The 20649-nt window shown below is 71.3% G+C and carries 21 protein-coding genes and 4 pseudogenes; 12 read left to right on the top strand and 13 right to left on the bottom strand.

Annotation, left to right across the window (positions count from 1 at the left end):
- Positions 1-146 precede the first annotated feature (146 nt).
- Positions 147-824 (bottom strand): ribonuclease H family protein, encoded by a 678-nt coding sequence (locus ACKTSN_RS44330; RefSeq protein WP_409474219.1) that lies wholly within the window; start codon positions 822-824, stop codon positions 147-149.
- A gap of 48 nt (positions 825-872) precedes the next feature.
- Positions 873-1673, bottom strand: a complete 801-nt coding sequence (locus ACKTSN_RS44325; RefSeq protein WP_409474218.1) for a VOC family protein — start codon at positions 1671-1673, stop codon at positions 873-875.
- 156 nt (positions 1674-1829) lie between these two features.
- On the opposite strand from ACKTSN_RS44325, the gene ACKTSN_RS44320 reads away from it, so the two are divergent.
- Positions 1830-2837 carry a zinc-binding alcohol dehydrogenase family protein gene (locus ACKTSN_RS44320; protein ID WP_409475077.1) on the top strand — a complete coding sequence of 336 codons (1008 nt, stop codon included), beginning with the start codon at positions 1830-1832 and terminating at the stop codon, positions 2835-2837.
- A gap of 76 nt (positions 2838-2913) precedes the next feature.
- Here ACKTSN_RS44320 and ACKTSN_RS44315 read toward each other — a convergent pair whose 3' ends face one another.
- The gene (locus tag ACKTSN_RS44315) at positions 2914-4113 is read right to left on the bottom strand and encodes an esterase-like activity of phytase family protein (protein WP_409474217.1); all 1200 of its coding nucleotides are present in this window, start codon (positions 4111-4113) and stop codon (positions 2914-2916) included.
- A 175-nt stretch (positions 4114-4288) separates the two neighbouring features.
- Here ACKTSN_RS44315 and ACKTSN_RS44310 point away from each other — a divergent pair, with 175 nt between their 5' ends.
- Together ACKTSN_RS44310 and ACKTSN_RS44305 are read left to right on the top strand one after the other, a co-directional pair.
- Positions 4289-5200, top strand: coding sequence for an SGNH/GDSL hydrolase family protein (locus tag ACKTSN_RS44310; RefSeq protein WP_409474216.1), 912 nt, complete (start codon positions 4289-4291; stop codon positions 5198-5200).
- A 69-nt stretch (positions 5201-5269) separates the two neighbouring features.
- A complete protein-coding gene (locus ACKTSN_RS44305; protein ID WP_409474215.1) occupies positions 5270-6145 on the top strand; it encodes an aminoglycoside phosphotransferase family protein in 876 nt (291 codons plus the stop codon).
- 50 nt (positions 6146-6195) lie between these two features.
- Here the strand turns inward: ACKTSN_RS44305 and ACKTSN_RS44300 are convergent, their stop codons facing one another.
- A complete protein-coding gene (locus ACKTSN_RS44300; RefSeq protein ID WP_409474214.1) occupies positions 6196-6678 on the bottom strand; it encodes a VOC family protein in 483 nt (160 codons plus the stop codon).
- Between the two features lie 94 nt (positions 6679-6772).
- On the opposite strand from ACKTSN_RS44300, the pseudogene ACKTSN_RS44295 reads away from it, so the two are divergent.
- The 3 genes and pseudogenes from ACKTSN_RS44295 to ACKTSN_RS44285 all read left to right on the top strand — a co-directional run.
- Positions 6773-6904 (top strand): annotated as a pseudogene (locus ACKTSN_RS44295) (alpha/beta fold hydrolase); the annotation flags it as partial.
- Between the two features lie 151 nt (positions 6905-7055).
- A complete protein-coding gene (locus ACKTSN_RS44290) occupies positions 7056-7694 on the top strand; it encodes an ATP-dependent Clp protease proteolytic subunit (RefSeq protein WP_409474213.1) in 639 nt (212 codons plus the stop codon).
- A gap of 1 nt (position 7695) precedes the next feature.
- Positions 7696-8298 (top strand): ClpP family protease, encoded by a 603-nt coding sequence (locus ACKTSN_RS44285; RefSeq protein WP_409474212.1) that lies wholly within the window; start codon positions 7696-7698, stop codon positions 8296-8298.
- A gap of 22 nt (positions 8299-8320) precedes the next feature.
- Here the strand turns inward: ACKTSN_RS44285 and ACKTSN_RS44280 are convergent, their stop codons facing one another.
- Complete coding sequence (locus ACKTSN_RS44280) at positions 8321-8800, bottom strand: helix-turn-helix domain-containing protein (RefSeq protein WP_409474211.1); 480 nt, start codon at positions 8798-8800, stop codon at positions 8321-8323.
- A 277-nt stretch (positions 8801-9077) separates the two neighbouring features.
- Between ACKTSN_RS44280 and ACKTSN_RS44275 the strand changes: the two genes are divergently transcribed.
- On the top strand, positions 9078-9233 hold the full coding sequence (locus ACKTSN_RS44275; protein WP_409474210.1) for a hypothetical protein: 156 nt from the start codon (positions 9078-9080) through the stop codon (positions 9231-9233).
- A gap of 55 nt (positions 9234-9288) precedes the next feature.
- Positions 9289-10128, top strand: a complete 840-nt coding sequence (locus tag ACKTSN_RS44270; protein WP_409474209.1) for an RNA polymerase sigma factor SigF — start codon at positions 9289-9291, stop codon at positions 10126-10128.
- Positions 10129-10162: 34 nt separating this feature from the next.
- Here the strand turns inward: ACKTSN_RS44270 and ACKTSN_RS44265 are convergent, their stop codons facing one another.
- Together ACKTSN_RS44265 and ACKTSN_RS44260 are read right to left on the bottom strand one after the other, a co-directional pair.
- Positions 10163-10615 carry an ATP-binding protein gene (locus ACKTSN_RS44265; protein ID WP_224738638.1) on the bottom strand — a complete coding sequence of 151 codons (453 nt, stop codon included), beginning with the start codon at positions 10613-10615 and terminating at the stop codon, positions 10163-10165.
- Positions 10616-10790: 175 nt separating this feature from the next.
- Positions 10791-11084: pseudogene (locus ACKTSN_RS44260) on the bottom strand (zinc ribbon domain-containing protein); the annotation flags it as partial.
- A 196-nt stretch (positions 11085-11280) separates the two neighbouring features.
- Between ACKTSN_RS44260 and ACKTSN_RS44255 the strand changes: the two are divergent.
- Positions 11281-12576, top strand: a complete 1296-nt coding sequence (locus tag ACKTSN_RS44255; protein WP_409474208.1) for a streptophobe family protein — start codon at positions 11281-11283, stop codon at positions 12574-12576.
- A 129-nt stretch (positions 12577-12705) separates the two neighbouring features.
- On the opposite strand, the pseudogene ACKTSN_RS44250 reads toward ACKTSN_RS44255, so the two are convergent.
- From ACKTSN_RS44250 to ACKTSN_RS44240, 3 genes and pseudogenes are all read right to left on the bottom strand, one after another.
- Positions 12706-13084 (bottom strand): annotated as a pseudogene (locus ACKTSN_RS44250) (hypothetical protein); the annotation flags it as partial.
- 9 nt (positions 13085-13093) lie between these two features.
- Positions 13094-15433 (bottom strand): FHA domain-containing protein, encoded by a 2340-nt coding sequence (locus ACKTSN_RS44245; RefSeq protein ID WP_409474207.1) that lies wholly within the window; start codon positions 15431-15433, stop codon positions 13094-13096.
- Positions 15434-15502: 69 nt separating this feature from the next.
- Positions 15503-15913 carry a hypothetical protein gene (locus ACKTSN_RS44240; RefSeq protein ID WP_224735942.1) on the bottom strand — a complete coding sequence of 137 codons (411 nt, stop codon included), beginning with the start codon at positions 15911-15913 and terminating at the stop codon, positions 15503-15505.
- A gap of 311 nt (positions 15914-16224) precedes the next feature.
- Between ACKTSN_RS44240 and ACKTSN_RS44235 the strand changes: the two are divergent.
- Positions 16225-16374 (top strand): annotated as a pseudogene (locus ACKTSN_RS44235) (DUF1905 domain-containing protein); the annotation flags it as partial.
- A 74-nt stretch (positions 16375-16448) separates the two neighbouring features.
- On the opposite strand, the gene mgrA reads toward ACKTSN_RS44235, so the two are convergent.
- Positions 16449-17438, bottom strand: a complete 990-nt coding sequence (mgrA, locus tag ACKTSN_RS44230) for an L-glyceraldehyde 3-phosphate reductase (protein WP_409474206.1) — start codon at positions 17436-17438, stop codon at positions 16449-16451.
- A gap of 128 nt (positions 17439-17566) precedes the next feature.
- Between mgrA and ACKTSN_RS44225 the strand changes: the two genes are divergently transcribed.
- The gene (locus ACKTSN_RS44225; protein WP_409474205.1) at positions 17567-18442 is read left to right on the top strand and encodes a LysR substrate-binding domain-containing protein; all 876 of its coding nucleotides are present in this window, start codon (positions 17567-17569) and stop codon (positions 18440-18442) included.
- A 28-nt stretch (positions 18443-18470) separates the two neighbouring features.
- Complete coding sequence (locus ACKTSN_RS44220; protein WP_409474204.1) at positions 18471-18980, top strand: mycothiol transferase; 510 nt, start codon at positions 18471-18473, stop codon at positions 18978-18980.
- Here ACKTSN_RS44220 and ACKTSN_RS44215 read toward each other — a convergent pair.
- On the bottom strand, positions 18968-20041 hold the full coding sequence (locus ACKTSN_RS44215; protein ID WP_409474203.1) for an adenosine deaminase: 1074 nt from the start codon (positions 20039-20041) through the stop codon (positions 18968-18970). The genes ACKTSN_RS44220 and ACKTSN_RS44215 overlap by 13 nt on opposite strands.
- A gap of 58 nt (positions 20042-20099) precedes the next feature.
- On the bottom strand, positions 20100-20492 hold the full coding sequence (locus ACKTSN_RS44210) for a VOC family protein (RefSeq protein ID WP_409475076.1): 393 nt from the start codon (positions 20490-20492) through the stop codon (positions 20100-20102).
- Positions 20493-20649: the final 157 nt, after the last annotated feature.

Raw genomic sequence — 20649 nt, 5'->3', positions numbered from 1 at the left:
GTACCGCACGCCGTAAGGGGCACGGGGCTGTATCGATATGCGGCTCCGCCGCGATGGGGGTCCCCCCGCTCGAGCGAAGCCGAGAGTGAGGGAGCGACCAGCCACGACGCACCCGCAGGAGGCGTACCGGACCACCAGCGGAGCGCCTAGGCGTCGACCGTCCGGCACTCCGGGTGGCCCCAGCCCTGGGCGTTCTTGGCGATGGGGTCGCCGGCCGCGTAGGGGCGGCCGCAGACGCAGCGGCCCGGGAACCTGGCCTTGATCGTGCGGGCGGCGCCGGAGCGCGGCTTGGCCGTCGCGGACCGGCGGCGCGGCGCGGTCGGCGGGACGTCCGGCGCGGGCGGCGGCTCCGGTGAGCCGAGGCCGCTGCCCGCGGGCTCCTGCACGGTCGCCGCCTGGCTGGCGGCGCGGTCGGCGAAGTCGTTCAGCGGGTCGCCGTCGACCTGGTGGGCGGGCACGTAGCGGAACTCGACCGAGCGGCCGTCGAGCAGCTCGTCGATGCGCACCACCAGGTCCTGGTTGGCGACCGGCTTGCCGGCGGAGGTCTTCCAACCGTTGCGCTTCCAGCCGGGCAGCCAGGTGGTGACGGCCTTCATGGCGTACTGCGAGTCCATCCGGATCTCGAGCGGCACTCCGGGGTCGGTCGCCGCCAACAGCCGCTCCAGAGCGGTGAGTTCGGCGACGTTGTTGGTGGCCCTGCCGAGCGGCCCCGCCTCCCAGCGGGTCGGGGTCTCGCTCTCGTCGGCGACGACCCAGGCCCAGCCCGCCGGTCCGGGGTTTCCCTTCGAAGCCCCGTCGCACGCGGCCACCACTCGTTCACCCATGGTCCGATCATGCCATGTCCGGGCCGGGCGCCCGGTCGCCGGAGTCGGTCAGGAGACGTCGGTGAGCTTCGGCATCTCGCCCTCGGTCGTCGTGGTGTCGATCACCGAGAAGCTCGCGCCCTCCGGGTCGCTCAGCGCGGCGAACCGCCCGAACGGGCTGTCCATCGGCCCGAAGCGCAGGATGCCGCCGAGCTTGGTGGCCGTGGCGACGGCGTCGTCGCAGTTGGTGACGCTGAAGTAGACGTTGATGTACGGCGGCACGTCGGGCGGGAAGTCCTCGGTCATCTTCATCCGGCCCAGGACCGGGTTCCCGCTGAGGTTGAAGATCCGGAAGTCGATGCCGTTGTCGTCCATCTGCTGCGCCGTGTACGGGAACACGGCGGGGAAGAACGCGTCCGATTTCTCCGGATCGCGGGTGAAGACCTCGGCCCAGCAGAACGCGCCCGGCTGTTCCATGGGCGCCTCGAACCCCTCGTGGCTGCCCGCCTGCCACACGCCGAAGACGACACCGCCCGGGTCGCGGGCCAGGCACATGGTGCCGAAGTCGCCGACCTGCATCGGGTCCATCACCAGCTCACCGCCGTTGTCGCGGATCTTGCCCGCGGTGGCGGCGGCGTCCGGCGAGGCGAAGTAGAGGCACCACTGCGGCTGTTCCTCCTGGCCGGACATGGGCGGTACGACGGCGGCGACCGCCTTGCCGTTCACGTAGGCCTGGGTGTAGTTGCCGTACTCCGACGGCGCCTCGCCGAAGGTCCAGCCGAGAACCTCGCCGTAGAAGGTCTTGGCTCCCTCGACGTCCGTGAACATCGCGTCGGCCCAACAGGGCATTCCCTCAGGTTTCACGGCCATGGCTGCGGCCCTTCCGGGATTGGTGGGGTTGTCCGCTTCCTCACGCTAGTCATCCGAGGGGCGGCCCGCGCGCCGAACGTGCCCTTCCGTTCCAGACTGGAGGGCGGAAGGCGGGTGGGGACCGGCAAAGTGGGGCGCGGGATGGTGAACGGGACGATGCGGGCATGGTCGGTGGTGGCGCCGGGGCCCGTGGAGGAGGGCTCCCTGAGGCTGCTGGGGAAGCCGGTGCCGGTGCCCGGGGACGATGAGCTGCTGGTGCATGTGCGGGCCTGCGGGGTGTGCCGTACCGACCTGCATGTGGCCGAGGGGGATCTGCCGGTGCACCGGCCGGGGGTCACGCCCGGGCACGAGGTGGTCGGCGTGGTGGCCGGGTTCGGGGCGTCGGTGCGCGGTTTCCCGGTCGGCGAGCGGGTGGGCGTGGCCTGGCTGCGCCGCACCGACGGCAGTTGCGTCCACTGCACGCGCGGCGCCGAGAACCTGTGCCCGGCGTCGCAGTACACGGGCTGGGACGCCGACGGCGGTTACGCGCCGTACACGACCGTTCCGGCCGCGTTCGCTCACCGGCTGCCCGGCGGCCTCGACGACGTGGCGGCGGCGCCCCTGCTGTGCGCCGGCATCATCGGCTACCGGGCGCTGCGCCGGGCCGCGCTGCCGCCGGGCGGACGGCTCGGTCTGTACGGGTTCGGGGGCAGCGCCCACCTGTGTGCGCAGGTGGCCCTGGCCGAGGGCGCCAGGGTGCACGTCCTGACCCGTGCCGCGGCGGCACGACGGCTCGCACTGGAGCTGGGGGCGACCTCGGCGCGGGACCCGAACGACCTCCCTCCGGAGCCGCTGGACAGCGCGATCCTGTTCGCCCCGGTCGGCGACCTGGTCCCCGTGGCGCTGCGGGCGCTGGACCGGGGCGGGGTGCTGGCGATCGCCGGTATCCATCTGAGCGATGTGCCACCGCTGCGCTACGAGAGCGAGCTGTTCTACGAGAAGGAGTTGCGCAGCGTCACCTCCAACACACGGGAGGACGCCCGGGAGTTCCTGGCACTCGCCGCCCGCCACGGGGTGCGCGCCACCACGCACATCTACTCCCTGTCGGAGGCGGCGCGGGCCCTCACCGATCTGAAGGCGGGCCGTTTCGACGGGGCGGCGGTACTGGTGAACGACCTGGCCTGAAGCCACGGGACCTGGCCGCGTGCGACCCAGCGAGGGGGCCCGGTCGCGCGCGGGTGTCCGGGCCCCCTCGCGTGCCTCAGCGGAACGCGCGCGGGTCGGCGTGCAGACGGTCCGTCAGCCGGATGGTGATGAACTCGTTGTTGTCCGCCCTGCCCGGCGTACGGCCGGACGAGAAGGGGAAGTTGTTGTCGTTCAGGACGGCCAGCGTCCGGTCGTTCAGGAGGACGACGTCCTCGATGGTGGTGAACGGGAACCGGAAGGTCTCGTCGAAGCCGCCGACGCTCTTGGGGTTGGCGATGTCGAGCAGATCGGCCACCAGTGTCTTGTCCATCACCCCGTCGCCGTCGCTGTCACGGGTGTCGGCGAGATAGATCCGCTTGAACTTGGCCGCGTCGCCCTGGCCGCCGTCGCGCTCGATGACCAGGAAGCGATGACGGTCGACGGCGATGGCGTCGCCGATGGCGGTCGCGGTCGACTCCAGGCGGTAGACGAACCGCTTGCCGGTGTAGGCGCGCTGACGCAGGTCGAACTCACTGAACCGCAGGTCGCCGGGCGTGTCGCCGGTGACGCTGCCTTCCAGGAGCGGGTAGAGGCGGCGGCCGTCGACCGAGCGGACCAGGCCCTCGAAGCCCTTGCTCCCGCCGATGGTCGGCTGTGCACCGTTCAGGTACGGGTTCTCCGGCGCCTGCACTCCGTCCAGCGCAATGGGGGCCTGAAGCAGACGGCCCTTGGCGTCGAAGTGGAGCAGGAACGGGCCGAACTCGTCGCCCATCCAGTACGTGCCGTCGGCGACCCGCACGATCGACTCGACGTCGAAGTCGGCGCCGGTCAGCAGCCGGTCGGCACGGGTGAGCGGGAACGGCACCTTGTGGTGGGGGTCGCTCAGGTTGAAGCCGCCCAGCACCCTGACCTTCCCGGACCTCGCGTCCGGCTCGATGCGGTGGACGCGCAGCAGATAGTCGGCGCTGTTGGCCTTGTTGCCGTAACCGTTGTCGGACAGCACGTCGAAGGTGCCGTCGTGGCGGTTGACGATGCCGCTGAAGCCCTGGACGGGCTGGTCCGCGAACGGCGCGGCGATGCCGTTGAACGGGCCGGCACCGATGAGCGAGCCGGACGGCTCGCTGTCGGGGACGTAGGTCTCGGCCGGCAGGGAGGCGAATCCGGTGAGCGTGGCCCGCCCGAAGTCCCCGTCGGGGTGGTCGCTTTGGGCCGCAGCGGGGGAGGCCAGCGCCACGGTCAGGACAGCGGCGCCGAGCAAGATCGAAGTTCTTCTCATGGCGGGCACCGTAGAGACACCATATGACCAACACGCCAACACCGGTGGACGATCCCGCACACACGTACGGTACGGGCGGGCGTCCGCGGCTCCCGTGGCCGACGCGTGTCTTCCCCCTGCCGCCGGGCTGTGCTTGCCTGGGCAGCCCTGTCGGTGACGGGGTGGGGGTGGCCGTATGCACAGGCGGTGGCTGGTCGGGGTACTGCTGGCCGGCGTGACGCTCCTCGGCGCCTGCGGGGATCCGGCGTCCGGGCCGGATGCCGTACCGCCCGCGCCCTCAGTACCCGGCACCTCGCCCACCACGCACCAGCGGGCCGCCGCCTCCCCCACCACGCCCGCGAAGGCGCCCACGGTGCTGTATCTCGGGGACTCGCTGGCGATGGAGAACCAGAAGGTCCTCGGCCGGGAACTGCGCCGGGACCTGGGAGCGCGGTACACCAGCGCCCCGTACTCGGGCACCACCCTGTGCGACTACCTCGAGGGCACGGGCGAGCGGTCCCTCGTGCCGGACGCCGACAAGGCCGCCGCCCTGGTGCGCTCGGTGCGGCCGGACTTCGTGGTGCTGCAGTTCTGGGGGAACGCCTGGGGCTACACGCCGTGCATGGACGGAATCACCTACGACGCCTCCCGCGCCCGGTACTTCGAACGGTACGCCGCCGACGCGCGCCTGCTCACCGAGCAGATCACCGCGGCCGGCGGTACCCGGCGCCCGCGGATCGTCTGGGTGCTGCAGGGCCCGGACCCGATCACCCCCGACCGGGTCCGGCGCGTGAACGCCCTCTACGAGGAACGGGCCGCGGCCGCCGGCGACCTGGTCGCCGACGCGGGGCGGGCGGTGAGTCCCGCATCGGCCCGCTACACCTGGGCCCAGTACCTGCCGTGCACCGCCTACGAGCGCGCCCACCCCGACTACTGCACCCAGCCGGGCAGTGACCGCACCGCCCTCCACCGCGACGACGACTACCTGCACTTCTGTCTGGCGCCCACGACGTCCACCCCGAAACCATGCCCGGTGCGCTCGCCCGGCATCCTGCGCATCGCACGGGAGATCACGCGGGTGGTGGACGAAGGAGCCCGCTCTCACTGACCCGGCGTCAAAATCGTTCGACAAACGCCGGGCCGGGCCGCTGGGATGGCCCTCATGTATGCCCTCAAGATGCATACGGACGAGGTCGACGTCGACGCCTCACTGGTCCGCCGACTGATCGCCGGACAGTTCCCGCAGTGGGCTCGGCTGCCCGTGCGCCGACTGCAGTCGGCGGGCACCGAGAACGCGATGTTCCGGCTCGGCGCCGACCTGGTGGTGCGGCTGCCGCGGCATCCCCGTGCCGTCGAGGGGGTGGAGCACGAGATGCGGTGGCTGCCCCGGCTGGGGCCACTGCTGCCCCTCGACACGCCCGAGCCGGTGGGGCAGGGCGAGCCTGGTGCGGGGTTTGCGTGGCCCTGGTCGGTGTACCGGTGGCTGGAGGGGCGCAATCCGGCCGTCGAGGCGCTGAAGGAGCCGGAGCTGCTCGCCAAGGACCCGGCGGAGTTCGTCGGCGCGCTGCGCCGGATCGACCCCGTGGACGGGCCACCCGGTTCGCGGGGCGTCCCGCTCGCCACCAGGGACGCGCCGACCCGGTCGGCCATCGAACAGCTGGCGGGGAGGATGGACACGGCCGCGCTGACGGCGCTGTGGGAGGAGGCCCTGCGGGTCCCGGCGCGGTCGGGGCCGCCCGTCTGGGCGCACGGCGACCTGTCGCCGGGGAACGTCCTGGTCACCGAGGGACGGCTGACCGCCGTGATCGACTTCGGCACGGTGGGAGTGGGAGATCCCGCAGTCGATCTGATCGCGGCCTGGAATCTCCTGCCCGCCTCGGCCCGCCCTGTCTTCCGTGACGCTCTGGGCGTCGACGACTCCGAGTGGGCGCGCGGGCGTGGCTGGGCGTTGTCGATCTCGCTGATCCAGCTGCCGTACTACTGGGAGACCAATCCGCCGCTGGCGGCGAACTCGCGGCATGTGATCAAGGAGATCCTGGCCGAGGCCGGGTAGGGCGTGTCCGGCCGCCGGGTCCGTGGCGACCGGACACCGCGGGGTGTGCCCTACTCGCCCGCGTACGCCTTCTCCAGGGCGGCGATGTCGAGCTTGTGCATCGACAGCATCGCCTGGGTCGCACGTGCCGCCTTCGCCGGGTCCGGGTCGCTCATCATGTCGTCGAGGCTGTCCGGGATGACCTGCCAAGAGACCCCGTACTTGTCCTTGAGCCAGCCGCAGGGGCCGGGCTCGCCGCCGTTCTCGGTGAGCTTGGTCCAGTAGTAGTCGATCTCTTCCTGGTTCTCGCAGAAGATCATGAAGGAGATCGCCTCGGTGAACTTGAACTCGGGGCCGCCGTTGAGCGCCAGGAACTTGTGGCCGTTGGCCGTGAATTCCACGGTCAGCACGGTGCCGGCGGGGCGAGGGGCTCCCTCGGGGTAGCGGGCGACCTTGCCGACGCTGGAGTTCTTGAAGATCGAGACGTAGTAGTGCGCGGCTTCCTCGGCCTGGTCGTCGAACCAGAGACACGTGGTGAATCCGTCGGTGGCCATGAGTACCTCCTGGGGCATGGAACGCGGTCACCCGTATCGACCGATCCTCGCCGCGGAACTCATCGGTCGGGCCGCTGATTGATCCAGGTGGCCCCGCCACCACCCCATCGTGCGATGGACGGAGCTCGACCGTGGTGGGCACTTCGCGGCGATGGAGGAGCCGGATCTGCTGGTCGAGGATGTACGGGCCTTCTTCCGGCAACTGCGCGAGAAGCGCGACGGCTGACCGCTCTGCCGGTGGCGAATCTGCCGCGGGCAGAGAAAACGCCTTCGGCGCCTGTTCCCGGCCCAGAGTGGAGATCGCGGCGATGCCGGCCGCGTCGCGACACCTCACGGCACCTCATGACAACTCACGACAACGACGACAAGGAGCGCCGATGTCTCCACTCACCGCCCTGCCACCCCGGGCCGAGGAGGGCGACACCCCGCCCACCCGGTTCGACGACCATCTGGCCGCCCAGCTGCTCGCGCAGCGCATCGTCCTGCTCGGCACCCAGGTCGACGAGGTCTCCGCGAACCGGGTCTGCGCCCAGCTGCTGATCCTGTCCGCGGAGGACCCGCGCACCGACATCAGCCTGTACATCAACAGCCCGGGCGGCTCGGTGCACGCGGGCCTCGCCATCTACGACACGATGCGGCTCATCCCGAACGACGTCTCGACGCTCGCGATGGGCTTCGCCGCCAGCATGGGGCAGTTCCTGCTCAGCGTCGGTACGGCGGGCAAGCGCTACGCGCTGCCCAACGCCCGGATCATGATGCACCAGCCGTCGGCGGGTATCGGCGGCACCACCGCGGACATCGAGATCCAGGCGGAGAACCTGGAGCACACCAAGCGGACCATGGAGCGGCTCATCGCCGAGCACACCGGCCAGAGCCCGGAGACCATCTCCCGGGACGGCGACCGCGACCGCTGGTTCACGGCCGAGGAGGCCAGGGAGTACGGCATGGTGGACCGGGTCCTGGAGTCCCTCGCGGACGTCCGCCCGGCCGCCTCCAAGCGACGGATGGGGCTGTGACATGGGGAACTACACGATTCCGTACGTCGTCGAGCGGACCGCGCACGGCGAGCGCTCCTCCGACGTGTTCAGCCGGCTGCTGTCCGAGCGGATCATCTTCCTCGGCACCGAGATCGACGACGGCGTCGCCAACGTCGTCATCGCTCAACTCCTCCATCTGGAGTCGGCGGCACCCGAGCACGAGATCGCGATCTACATCAACTCCCCCGGCGGATCGTTCACTTCACTGATGGCGATCTACGACACGATGACGTACGTGCAGGCACCGATCTCGACGATCTGCGTCGGCCAGGCGGCCTCCACGGCCGCCGTACTGCTGGCCGGCGGGGATCCGGGGCGGCGCATCGTCCTTGAGCACGCGCGCGTGCTGCTCGGCCAGCCGGCCAGCGGCGGCAGCCGGGGCATGATCTCCGACCTGGCCCTCCAGGCCAAGGAGATGGTCCGGATCCGCGCGCAGGTCGAGGAGGTGCTGGCCCGGCACACCCACCACGACATCGCCACGCTGCGCGCGGACATGGACCGCGACAAGGTGTTCACCGCCGAGGAGGCGGTGGCGTACGGGCTCGCCGACGAGGTGCTGAGCCGGCGTCTCGTGACGGTCTGAGACGCCGGGCCCAAGGGTGTCGTCAGGCGACCAGGCAGAGCCCGTTGTACGGCGAAGTGGACGTGGCACGGCTGCGGTTGGCGTGTCGCGTGAGCTCGCTCTGCGCCAGCGACAGCAGGTCGCCGAGGCCCAGGCCGAGGGCGTGCGCGGCGGCCGCGAGGACCTCCGAGGAGGCCTCCTTGCGGCCGCGCTCCACCTCCGACAGGTACGGCATGGAGATCCGCGCCGCGTCGGCCACGTCCTTGAGCGTGCGTTCCTGCGCGAGCCGCTCACGGCGCAGGACGTCACCGACGAGGTCCCGCCAGAGCGGCTCCTTGGGAGCGGGGGCAGAGCGGAGCGGTTCGTGCGGAGCGGGTGCCGGCCGAAGCGGCTCGTGCGGAGCCGATCCGGGCCGGGGCGGCGAACCGGCGGGTCGCTCGGACGCTGGGCGGGCCGTCCCGGCGCGCGCGGTGGGCGGGCGCAGGGGGATGACGCGGGCTTCGTTCGGCGCTTGGTTGCTCACCTCTCCAGCCTAGGAGCGCCCGCCGCCACGGGAAGTCCCCGGCGTTCCGCCCTCGGTGGAATCGGACGAAACGCCCGGCCCGGTGCCCGCCTGGGAGAGACTGGTCGAGGATCCGAGGGGAAGGGATGCGGTGCCGTGCTGCGGGACACGTTCAACGAGGCCGCGGAGCTGTACGACAGGGCACGGCCGCGGTATCCCGACGCCCTGGTCGAGGACTTGGCCCGGGTGACAGGCCTGGGCCCGGCCGACCGCGTACTCCGCCGACCAGTACATCGATGTGCTGCTCACCTACTCGGGCCACCGCGCACTCGACGACCGCGCTCGGCACGGCCTGCTCGTGTGCATCCGGGAGTTGATCGACACGTATCACGGCGGCAGCGTCACCAAGCGATACCTCCACGAGCTCATCTCCGCGACCCGAGCCCGCAATTGACGGCGCATGACCCGCTACGCCCCGGGTACCCGCCCGAAGAGGCAGACGTCGCACCATGACTTTCGTGGGAGAGGCAATGGACACCGCCGTGATCGTGGACCCCAGGACCGTGGCTCCGCGCGACGCGCGCGAGTTGTCCCGCCAGTTCTTCGAGCGGATGGCGGCGCTCGAGGAGGGCACGCACGCTTACCAGTACGCGCGCAACACGCTGATCGAGATGAACATCTCGCTGGTGCGGTTCGCCGCCGGGCGGTTCCGCAACCGCGGGGACGACATGGAGGACATCGTCCAGACCGGGATGATCGGCCTGATCAAGGCCATCGACCGGTTCGACCCGGCCCGCGAGGTCGAGTTCACGTCGTTCGCGCTGCCGTACATCATGGGCGAGATCAAGCGGTTCTTCCGCGACACGACATGGGCGGTGCACGTCCCACGCCGTCTGCAGGAGCTGCGTGTGGAACTGGCCAAGGCGCGTGAGGAGCTCTCCAGCCGTCTGGACCGCGAACCGACGGTGGCGGAGCTCGCCACGCTGATGAACATCTCCGAGGACGAGGTGGTGGAGGGTCAGTTCGCCGCCAACGGCTACAACTCCGCGTCGCTGGACGCCGCGCTCACCGGCGGCGGACCCGAGCACGGCGAGGCAGTGCTCGCCGACTACATCGGCGTCGAGGAGCACGGGCTGCGGCTGGTCGAGGACTTCCAGTCACTCGCCCCGCTCATGGCCGAGCTGGACGAACGCGACCGTCGGATCCTGCACCTGAGGTTTGTGGAGGAGGCCACCCAGGCCGAGATCGGCGAGCAGCTCGGCTGCTCGCAGATGCATGTCTCCCGGCTGCTCAAGCGGATCATCGTACGGCTGCGGCGGGGCATGCTCGGGGAGCTCGACTGCGCCTGACCGCGGCGTCACGACATCGCGTCCACGGGCTCGCTCAGCCGCTCAGCTCGACGACGGCGCTCACCCGCTTGCCGACCGGCACCCGCTCGACGGTCACCTTCGTCGCCAGCGCGTGGACTATCTCCAGGCCGTGCCTGCCGACCCGTGCGGGATCGCGGGGAAACCGCAGGGGCAGTGCGGCGCTGCTGTCGCAGACGCACACCGTCATGGAGCTGTCCGTGCCCTCCAGCTCCAGGATGTACGGACCGTTGCTGTGCCGGTCCGCGTTGGTCACGAGCTCGCTGACGACGAGGAGCACCGACTGTTCGGCGCGGGAGCCGATCTCGGCGCACCACTCGGTCCTGAGCTGCTCGAGGAAGAGTGCGGCGAGGGAGCGTGCCTCGGCGATGCATCCCGGCTCGCCCGTGTAGTGCGCCGCCCGCCGCAGCGGTTCCACGGGCACGTCGAAACCAGTCGGTACGACGGACCCGTCCCGGTACTCGATCATGCGTGTCTCTCTCCGAAGCCGGCCGTGCCGGACGTTGCTGCACCAGTCCTCGTACCCCGAGCCGGGCGCCGCAGTCCATAGTGCAGGACGCGTCACACTGCCGGAGCGGGAGCGGGCGCCTCGGGAGCACTGTCCTTGAATCCTCCCCTCCCTGCAGGGGGAGGGGATTCCTGGCTCAGGCTGCCTGCCGGACCAACCGTCCGGGAGGTCTTACGCCCTCGGCACCAGCCGGGTCGAGACCAGCCCGGACGAGCATCACGCGGGCGGAGTTCTTGTCCCTGGGGGAGACGGCTCCGCACGCGGTGCAGGTGTAGGTACGTTCCGACAGCGGCAGTGCGTGCTTGGTTCTCGCTCCGCAGGCTGCGCAGTCCATGGTGGTGTGCGCGGGATGCACCAGACGCGCATCCCGGCCGTGCTTGCGGCCCATCTCGGTCAGGGCCTTCTTGGTGGCGCCGATGGCGGCGTCCGCCTGGAGGAACCTGATCTGCTGCTCCACGTCGCAGGTGGCGACGTTGCGGGTGCCGCCGTAGAGCCCGGGGGGCGCCGCCGGCCACGCCCCGTACGGCGTTCGGCGGCGGCGACCCGGTCGCCGGACTCGGCGTGGCCGACGACGCGGACGGACCTCCCGGCGCGCGCCCGGTGCCGGTGCTGCTTAGCGTGACAAGGTGAGCCCGCGCATCCCCTCCGAGCAGGCCGCCGCCCGCCACGGCTGGGTGCAGGCCGTCGCCGTCGTACTGGCGGGAATGATCGCCATGGGGATCACCGCCACGCTGGGCCTGTGGGCGGCGGGGGCCGCCGATCTCCCGGACGGCGCGTTCCCGCGGGTGGTTGCCGCGACCGTCGTCACGGCGGTGGGCGGCGCCGTCGAACTGTCGGGCGACGTCGGGGGCCTCGCCGAGACCGAGGCGGGGCTGACCGTGATTCCGCTGTCGGTGACGCTCGCCGGGGCCCTGGTGGTCGCCGTGGGATTCCTGCGACCGCTGCGGCACCGGGCGGTGGCCGGTGCCGGGGAGCTGGGCGGGTGGGCCGCCAGAATCGCCGTCCTGTGGCTGCTCGCGCTGCTCGGACTGGCCCTCGGGGCCCGGCAGACGTTCACCGTCGCCCTCGGCGAGGACGCGATCAGCGACATCACCGATCTGTTCGGCATCTCGCCCGAGGTGGGCTTCACCACGGACGTGCCGGTGACGCTGGTCTTCGGGCTGCTGTGGCTGGCCGGCGTGCTGGTGCTGGCACTGCTGGTGGCGCCCGGAGCTCCGCTGCCGGGCAGGCTGCTGCGGTTCCGGGAGTCGGTGCGCCCGGCCGCGTACGCCATGGTCGCCCTCCTCCTCACGTACGTCGTGCTCGGCGTCGTCATCGGCCTGGTCGTCGCGGCGACGCGCGGGCACCCGGCCGAGACGTTCGCCGTGATCCTGCTGGGTCTGCCGAACCTGGTGTGGCTCGCGTTCACGATCGGCCTGGGCGCCACCTGGGACGGCCGCGTGGAGGGGCCGTTCGAGCTGCCGATGCCGCACGTCCTCGACGAGGTGCTGCGCTCCTCGGACGTCGCCGTGCTCGATGTGGGCACGCTCGCCGAGCACGACGGCCGGGTGTGGTGGCTGGTGGTGGCCGACGGGGTGCTGGTGCCGGCGGCCGCGTTCGTGATGGCGGCGCGTTCTCCGGCCCGGCTGCGGGCCTGGCGGCACGCCGTGCACATGGCGGTCGCGCTGGCCCTCACGGTGCTGATGATCTGTCTGGTCGGCCGGATCTTCGCGTCGTATGGCCTGTCCGTGCTCGGCATCGGCGACCTGGGCGGCTTTCTCGCGGGAGAACTGTTTCTGCGGCCCCGGATCTGGACGGCGCTGGGCCTGGCCGTGCTGTGGGGTCTGGTGACCGGCTTCCTGGGCGCGCTGCCGGCCACAAGGGTGCGGCGGCGGGGTGCGACCGCCCAGGCCCCGTCGTCACCTTCCCGTCGTCCGCCCTGAGGACAGGTCGGCTGGCAATGAAGGTTCCCTCGCCGGGTGGTCGCGACCGACGACGGGCTCGGCCCAGCGCGGTGGCGGCTTCGGGGGGACCCTCAGGTCGACCCCGGTCGGCGGGTGGGCGCCGTTCCTGACACCGGCCAGGGCGGTGCGCAGGGCCGTGACGAAGGACTCGCCGTCGAGTCCGCCGGTTGCCAGGTCCTCGACGGCCGCCCGGTAGCGGGCGAGTGCCCGCTCCGCGCGGGCGAGCAGTGGCCGGGGGTCGGCGGTGGTGGCGAGCGGTTCGTGCTCGGTGGGCGGGTCCTCGGGTACGGCGACCAGATAACGGCCGTCGACCCAGGCGGAGCAGCCGTTGGCGCAGGATCCGCCCCCGGTCGCCGCGCCGCTCGACCAGCTGGACCGGCGGCAGCGGATCGAGGGGCACGGTGGGCCGGGCGGGGTCGGGCGACTCCCAGGCGGGCATCCCGTGCCGGGGGACGACGTGGGTGGGCCGGAACCCGGGGCTCGCCATGGCCGGGACCTACTTCCGCATCACGACGGGCTCGCGGCGGCGCAGCAGCCGGGACACCACGTAGCCGAACACCACCGACAGGACGACGAGCATGCCGATGTCGAGCAGCCACACTCCGACCGCATGCTCGAACAGGGGATCACCGGTCAGCTCGCCGGGCGAGACGCGGGCCAGGTCGATGGTGGCGGCCATCGCGCCGAACGCCCACCGCGCGGGCACCAGCCAGGCCACCTGCTCCAGTCCTGGCACACCCTCCAGCTGCAGCAGGGCACCGCAGAAGACGACCTGGACGAGGGCGAGCAGCACGAGCAGCGGCATCGTCACCTCCTCCTTGCGCACCAGCGCGGAGACCACCAGACCGAGCATCATCGCCGTGAAAGCCAGCAGGGCGACGGCGATGGTGATCTCCACAAGGGGCGGCATCACCACGCCCCGTCCGCCCGGTGCGTTGAGATCGACGCCGAGCAGGCCGACCAGGGTCAGCACGACGGCCTGCAGCACGGTGACCGTGCCGAGCACGACCACCTTGGACATCAGGTACGCCGATCTGGACAGCCCGACGGCCCGCTCACGCTGGTAGATCACACGTTCCTTGACGATCTCGCGCACGGCGTTGGCCGCACCGGTGAGCACGCCGCCGACGCAGAGGATGAGCAGTGCGTTCATCGCCGACCGCCGGGTCAGCTCACTGCCCGCCAGGGCGCGGGCCATGCCGCCCATGACGAAGGGCAGGGCGATCATGACGAGGAGGAAGGTGCGGTCGGCGCTGAGCGCGGCCGTGTAGCGGCGGACCAGCGTGATGACTTGGGCGCCCCAGTGGCGCGGCCTGGGCGGCGGGCCGACGATGACCGGGCCCTCGCGGGGCAGGCGCGGCTGCGCGGTCGCGTCGGCGATGTACTGCCGGTGGAAGGGCGAGACGCGGTACTCCCCCGCCCAGTCCCGGTCCCGGTCCCGGTCGAACGCCTCGAAGGCCTCCGGCCACTGGGTGAAGCCGAAGAAGGCGAGGGCGTCGCCGGGCGGGCCGAAGTAGGCCACCTTGCCGCCCGGCGCGAGGACGAGCAGCCGGTCGCAGACATCGAGGCTGAGGACGCTGTGCGTGACGACGATGACGGTCCGGCCGTCGTCGGCGAGGCCGCGCAGCATGTGCATCACCGAGCGGTCCATACCGGGGTCGAGGCCGGAGGTCGGCTCGTCGAGGAAGAGCAGCGAGGGCTTGGTCAGCAGCTCCAGCGCCACGCTGACCCGTTTGCGCTGGCCTCCGGAGAGGCTGTGCACGGACTGGTCCGCGCGCTGTTCCAGACCCAGTTCGCGGATCACCTCCTCGACGCGCGCGAGGCGCTCGGCCCTGGCGGTGTCCTGCGGGAAGCGCAGCTCGGCGGCATAGGTCAGGGCGCTGCGGACGGTCAGCTGGGCGTGCAGGATGTCGTCCTGCGGGACGAGTCCGATGCGCTGCCGCAGCTCTGCGTAGTCGTGGTACAGGTCGCGTCCGTCGTACAGGACCGTGCCGTGGTCGGCGGGGCGCTGTCCGGTCAGGGCGTTCAACAGCGTGGACTTTCCCGCGCCGCTCGGGCCGACGACCGCGAGCAGGCACTTCTCCCCCACCGGGAACGACACGTCGTCGAGGAGCGTCTTGCTGCCCCGGTCGACGGCGACGGTGAGGTCCTGTACGTCGAGGGAGATCTCGCCGGTGTCGACGTATTCCTGCAGCTGGTCGCCGACGAGGCAGAAGTCCGAGTGGCCGATGCCGACGATGTCGCCGGGGTTGATGAGGGCGGCGGTGACCTGCAGCCCATTGAGGTACGTGCCGTTGTGGCTGCCGAGGTCGACGATCTCGTACGTCCCGTCGGTGTGCGCGCGCAGCTCGGCGTGCCGGCGCGAGACGAGCAGGTCGTCGACGACCAGGTCGTTGTCCTCGTCGCGGCCGATGCGGACGGTCCGACGGGGCAGCGGCCGTACGCTGGCGGGCTCCCGGAAGATGTGGGTGAGGGCGGGGCGGGAAACCGCCGACGGGCGCTCCGGGGCCGGGTCGGCGAGGCCGACGAGGACGGCGCGCGGGCCGTCGGTGGGGTTGCCGAAGCGGATGACGCTGCCGGGGCCGACGTCCCATGCGTCGATGCGGCGGCCGTCGGCGTAGGTGCCGTTGGTGCTGTGCTCGTCCTTCAGGGTCCAGTGGCCGCCATTGGGCCGCAGCACCGCGTGGTGCCAGGAGACCCGGTCGTCGTCGAGGACTATGTCGCTCAGCGGGTCGCGTCCGACGCGGTAGTCGCGGACGGGGGTCATCACGGTGGAGCCCGTCTCGGTTTCGAGGACGAGTTCGGGCGCTGTCGACGCGACCGGCTGCTCCACCATGGCGGAAATTCTACCGATTCGTCCATATGTGCGCTGTTAAAGCGTCGTCCGCGCAGCCATGGGCACGTATCAGGCGACGGGTACGACCAGCGCCGGAATCGTGCGCTGCATCCGCAGGGCGTCGACGGACTCGGCGAGCAGTTCGTACTCCGTGGTGTCGTCACTGGTGGCGATCCTGACCAGCCGCCCGGCCGCCAACTCCTCGGCGACCAGCTCCTGCCGACGCACGTCCGCGCACCAGGCGCGGAGCACGGCGGGCACATCGGCCACGCCGTCGCCGACCGGGACGAGCGCGTGCGGCGGGTAGGGCCCGTCGCCGGGCTGCGGGTCCAGCCGCTCGGCGATCCAGGTGGCGCGGTCCCGCAGCCACCACAGCGCGAGGGCGAGGGTGGGGGCCCGGTAGGTGCCGAGCGGTACGCCGATGCGCCGGCCGCCGCAGGTGCCGTACGCCGTGACATGGCACAGGAATTCGTCGTGCACGTCCGCCTCCCCCGTTGCGTTGCTCGCTTGCCGGTGGCGCCTCGCTTTCGGTGCGGCTCTGTGCTGTGAAACTGTCCCTGACGTTCGAGTATCTTCACTCTTGAACCACTGTCACCATGCCTTTCCGGCCAGTCTCTTGGCATATTCACCGCGCGTATTGGCCGGAATGCGACAGGTGAGGGAGGGCAGGCCGCAGGGCCCGATCTTCGGCTGCAGCGGGGCCGAACGGGTGGCCTCGACGAGTTTTCCCGTTTACGAGGTCCCCAGCGGGGAGGCAGTGAGATCACCGCGAGCGGGGAACCACCGGAAACGTGGATGCGGAATTCACCGCAGTCCTGCGCGAGCAGCCGATCAAAGGCAGCTGGACACATCTCGCCTGGCGCGAATCCGTCGCCTGTTTCGGCACCCGCGGACTGGCCAAGATCCGCGGGACCATCGACGGGCCCCCTTTCCGAAAATCCGTCATTCCGTCATTCCGTCACGGCAAGCCGGTGCCCGGAGGCGGTGGGTCACCTCCGGGCACCGGATCGATGGGTCAGGCCTTGACGGCGGCGTCGATTCCGGCCAGTTCGTCCGCGTCGAAGTCGAGGTTGCGGATCGCGGAGACGCTGTCCTCCAGCTGGCGCGGGCTGCTCGCGCCGACCAGCGCGGAGGTGACCCGGCCGCCACGCAGGACCCAGGCCAGCGCCATCTGGGCGAGGGACTGACCGCGGGACTTGGCGATGTCGTCCAGGGTGCGCAGCCGGCCCACGAGCTCCTCGGTCACCGCGTCGGAGTTCAGGAACGGGCTGTCGCTCGCGGCCCGCGAGTCCTCCGGGATGCCGTCGAGGTAGCGGGCGGTCAGCAGGCCCTGCTCCAGCGGCGAGTAGGCGATGGAGCCGACCTGCAGCTCGTCCAGCGCGTCCAGGAGCCCCTCCTCGGGGCGCCGGTCGAGCATCGAGTAACGCGGCTGGTGGATCAGCAGCGGGGTGCCCAGCTCGCCCAGGATCCGGGCGGCTTCCCGGGTCTGCTCCGGGGAGTAGTTCGAGACGCCGACGTAGAGCGCCTTGCCCTGCTGGACGGCCGAGTGCAGCGCGCCCATCGTCTCCTCCAGCGGAGTCGCGGGGTCGGGGCGGTGCGAGTAGAAGATGTCGACGTAGTCCAGGCCCATCCGCTTCAGGCTCTGGTCCAGCGAGGACAGCAGGTACTTGCGGGAGCCCCACTCGCCGTACGGGCCGGGCCACATCAGATGGCCGGCCTTGGTCGAGATGACCAGCTCGTCCCGGTACGGCGCGAAGTCGGCGCGCAGCGCCTCGCCGAGGGCGGACTCGGCCGCGCCGGGCGGCGGGCCGTAGTTGTTGGCCAGGTCGAAGTGGGTGACGCCGAGGTCGAAGGCGCGCCGCAGGATGGCCCGCTGGGTCTCGACCGGCCGGTCCGGGCCGAAGTTGTGCCACAGTCCGAGCGACAGCGCGGGGAGTTTCAGGCCGCTGCGTCCGGTGCGCCGATAGGGCATGTCCGCGTAGCGGTCGGGGTGTGCGGTGTACAACGCGACTCCAGAGGGGTTGGCCCACGAGGAAACGGTTCCGGAAAAAAACCGGTCTCCATCCTTCTCGGCCCACGGGCAGCAGTCCAACAGAAGAGTCCGATGGAATTCAGCGAGTACGCTTCTCAATCATGGAACTGCGCCACCTCCAGCACTTCGTCGCGGTCGCCGAGGACCAGCACTTCACCCGGGCCGCGGAACGGCTGATGGTGTCCCAGTCGGGGCTGTCCGCCTCGATCCGGGCGCTGGAGCGGGAGTTGCAGACCCCGCTGTTCGTGCGGACGACCCGGCGGGTGACGCTCACGGAGGCGGGCCGTGCGCTGCTCGGCGAGGCGGAACGCATCCTGGCACAGGTGCGCTCGGCACACGAGGCCGTGGCCGCCGTGCAGGGCGTGCTGCGCGGCACGCTCGCGCTGGGCACCGAGCAGTGCATCGCCGGGGTGGATGTCGCCGGGCTGCTCGCCGCGTTCCGGCGGCGTCACCCGGACGTGGAGATCCGGTTGCGCCAGGCGGGTTCCGGAGCGCTGGCGGAGGAGGTCGACGCGGGGCGGCTGGACCTGGCGTTCGCGGTCCGTACCCAGCCCGACTCCGACCAGCTGCGTTCCGTACCGCTGACCAGCGAGCCGATGACCGTCCTGTGCCATCCGACCCACCGGCTGGCCACAGCCGGCGCGGCCGTCACTCCGGAGGAGCTGGGGGGCGAGGTGTTCGTCGACTTCCATCCCGACTGGGGGCCGCGTCGCATCACCGACGCCGCCTTCACCGCGGCGGGCGTGCGGCGGACCGTGGCGCTGGAGGTGAACGAGGTGCACAGCCTCCTCGACCTGCTGGACGAGAACCTGGGCGTCGCCGTCGTGCCGCACCACTTCCGGTACAAGCGGGAGTCGCTCACGGCCCTCCCCCTCAAGGGCACCGGCGAGGCGCTCTACGAGACGGTCGCCCTCCTCCCGCCCCCGCAGGTCACGAGCCCGGCGGCCCGAGCCCTGATGGCGCTGCTGGAGGCATGAACGCCGCCGATGGGTGATGGTGGGACGTATGCATGCCAAGGACATCCTCAGCGACGGATACAGCCGCATCCAGGAAGAAGTCCACGCCGTCGTCGACGGTCTGAGCGCCGACGACCTCAACGCCCGCCCCTCCGCCCGCGCCAACTCGATCGCGTGGCTGGTCTGGCACCTCACCCGTGTCCAGGACGACCACATCGCCGACGCCTCGGGGCTCGACCAGGTCTGGCCGGCCCAGGGCTGGGACAAGCGCTTCGGGCTCGGCCTGCCACGCGACGACACGGGGTACGGGCACAGCTCTGCGAAGGTCGCCGAGGTGCGGGTCGACTCCGGTGACCTGCTGACCGGGTACTACGACGCCGTGCACGAGCAGACGCTCGACTTCGTGCGCGGGCTGACCGCAAAGGACCTCGAACGCATCGTGGACGAGCGCTGGGACCCGCCGGTCAGCCTCGGCGTACGGCTGGTGAGCGTCCTGTCCGACGATCTCCAGCACGTCGGACAGGCCGCCTATGTGCGGGGGCTGCTTCAGGCCGGGTAGCCCGGCAGGACGACATCCCGTATCAGGGCGCCCCGCTCATCGAAGGGGATGAAGGCGCTCTTGACGGCGTTCACGGTGACCGTGCGCAGGTCCTCGACCGTCCAGCCCGCCTGCTCGACCAGCAGGGACATCTCCCGGGTCATCGTGGTGCCCGACACGAGCCGGTTGTCGGTGTTGAGGGTGACGCGGAAGCCGAGGTCCTTCAGCGCGGTGATCGGGTGCTCGGCGATGGAGGTGGCGGCACCGGTCTGCAGGTTGGAGGTGGGGCACATCTCCAGCGCGATCCGGCGGTCGCGGACCCAGCCGGCGAGGCGGCCGAGCTTGCCGGCCGCGAGGTCGGGGATGTCGTCGGTGATGCGGACGCCGTGGCCGATGCGCTGGGCGCCGCACACCTGGAGGGCCTGGTGGATGCTGGGCAGACCGTGCGCCTCACCGGCGTGGATGGTGAACGGCACGTTCTCGCGGCGCAGGTGCTCGAAGGCGGCGAGGTGGTCGGCGGGCGGGAAGCCGTCCTCGGCGCCCGCGATGTCGAAGCCGACGACACCGGCGTCCCGGAAGGCGACCACCAGGTCGGCGATCTCCCGGCTGCGGTCGAACATCCGCATACCGCACAGCAACGTGCCCACCCGGACCGGCGTCCCGGCGGCGGCCGCCTTGGCCATGCCCGCCGCCAGCCCCTCCTGCACGGTCTCGACCACCTCGGGCAGGGTCAGCCCGCCCTTGAGCATCAGCTCGGGTGCGTAGCGCACCTCGCCGTAGACGACGCCGTCCGCGGCGAGGTCGAGGACGTACTCCTCGGCGGTGCGCAGCAGGCCCTCGCGGGTCTGCATCACGGCGAGGGTGTGCTCGAAGGTGGCGATGTAGCGGACCAGGTCGCCGGAGTTCGCGGCGTCGTAGTACCAGGCGGCGAGCGCGTCGGGGTCGGTGGCGGGCAGGGTGTGGCCGACCGCGTCCGCGAGCTCCACGACGGTGGCGGGGCGCAGACCGCCGTCGAGGTGGTCGTGCAGCACGGCCTTGGGGAGTCGGCGGATGGCGTCTGTATCTACGCGCGTAGCAGTCATGGCGGGTCTTTCCTCGGCGGGAGGTTCGAAGGGGGCGCCCTGGGGGCGGAGGCGCAGGTCAGTCGGCAGGCTGGAGCAGATCCCAGCGGTTGCCGTACAGGTCCTGGAAGACGGCGACCGTGCCGTACGGCTCGTGTCGCGGCTGCTCCAGGAAGGTCACGCCCGCCGCGAGCATGCGGGCATGATCGCGGGCGAAGTCGTCGGTGTGCAGGAAGAAGCCGACGCGCCCGCCGGTCTGGTCACCGACCCGGTCGCGCTGCGCCTCGCCCTTGACGCGGGCCAGCAGCAGGGCGGTGCCGGTCCCCTCCGCCCCGGGTGCGACGACGACCCAGCGGGAGCCGTCCGGGCGCGGCACGTCCTCGACGAGCCGGAAACCGAGGGCCTCGGTGTAGAAGCGGATCGCCTCGTCGTAGTCGTCGACGACGAGGGTGACCAGGGCGATGCGTCTCATCGGGGCCTTTCGGGACATGCGATCGACCGGAGAGGTTATACGTAAAACTCGACGGGCGCCAGTCGCCGCCGGGACCGAGGTTCTACGCCTGCGACCCGGGGTGCACCGACGGGCCGGCCACTGGCGTGCCGGGCATGGCGATCACTGATCCCCCGTG

It is taken from the genome of Streptomyces flavusporus, assembly GCF_046267975.1.
In the GTDB taxonomy this organism is placed as follows: domain Bacteria; phylum Actinomycetota; class Actinomycetes; order Streptomycetales; family Streptomycetaceae; genus Streptomyces; species Streptomyces flavusporus.
Note: the sequence above shows the minus strand (reverse complement) of the source record. Positions and strands in the feature narration are given on the sequence as shown.

Coding starts and splice junctions, on each gene's coding strand:
- ACKTSN_RS44330 (WP_409474219.1), bottom strand. CDS start 824: ATGGGTGAACGAGTGGTGGCCGCGTGCGACGGGGCTTCGAAGGGAAAC.
- ACKTSN_RS44325 (WP_409474218.1), bottom strand. CDS start 1,673: ATGGCCGTGAAACCTGAGGGAATGCCCTGTTGGGCCGACGCGATGTTC.
- ACKTSN_RS44320 (WP_409475077.1), top strand. CDS start 1,830: ATGCGGGCATGGTCGGTGGTGGCGCCGGGGCCCGTGGAGGAGGGCTCC.
- ACKTSN_RS44315 (WP_409474217.1), bottom strand. CDS start 4,113: ATGAGAAGAACTTCGATCTTGCTCGGCGCCGCTGTCCTGACCGTGGCG.
- ACKTSN_RS44310 (WP_409474216.1), top strand. CDS start 4,289: ATGCACAGGCGGTGGCTGGTCGGGGTACTGCTGGCCGGCGTGACGCTC.
- ACKTSN_RS44305 (WP_409474215.1), top strand. CDS start 5,270: ATGCATACGGACGAGGTCGACGTCGACGCCTCACTGGTCCGCCGACTG.
- ACKTSN_RS44300 (WP_409474214.1), bottom strand. CDS start 6,678: ATGGCCACCGACGGATTCACCACGTGTCTCTGGTTCGACGACCAGGCC.
- ACKTSN_RS44290 (WP_409474213.1), top strand. CDS start 7,056: ATGTCTCCACTCACCGCCCTGCCACCCCGGGCCGAGGAGGGCGACACC.
- ACKTSN_RS44285 (WP_409474212.1), top strand. CDS start 7,696: ATGGGGAACTACACGATTCCGTACGTCGTCGAGCGGACCGCGCACGGC.
- ACKTSN_RS44270 (WP_409474209.1), top strand. CDS start 9,289: ATGACTTTCGTGGGAGAGGCAATGGACACCGCCGTGATCGTGGACCCC.
- ACKTSN_RS44265 (WP_224738638.1), bottom strand. CDS start 10,615: ATGATCGAGTACCGGGACGGGTCCGTCGTACCGACTGGTTTCGACGTG.
- ACKTSN_RS44245 (WP_409474207.1), bottom strand. CDS start 15,433: ATGGTGGAGCAGCCGGTCGCGTCGACAGCGCCCGAACTCGTCCTCGAA.
- ACKTSN_RS44225 (WP_409474205.1), top strand. CDS start 17,567: ATGGAACTGCGCCACCTCCAGCACTTCGTCGCGGTCGCCGAGGACCAG.
- ACKTSN_RS44220 (WP_409474204.1), top strand. CDS start 18,471: ATGCATGCCAAGGACATCCTCAGCGACGGATACAGCCGCATCCAGGAA.
- ACKTSN_RS44215 (WP_409474203.1), bottom strand. CDS start 20,041: ATGACTGCTACGCGCGTAGATACAGACGCCATCCGCCGACTCCCCAAG.
- ACKTSN_RS44210 (WP_409475076.1), bottom strand. CDS start 20,492: ATGAGACGCATCGCCCTGGTCACCCTCGTCGTCGACGACTACGACGAG.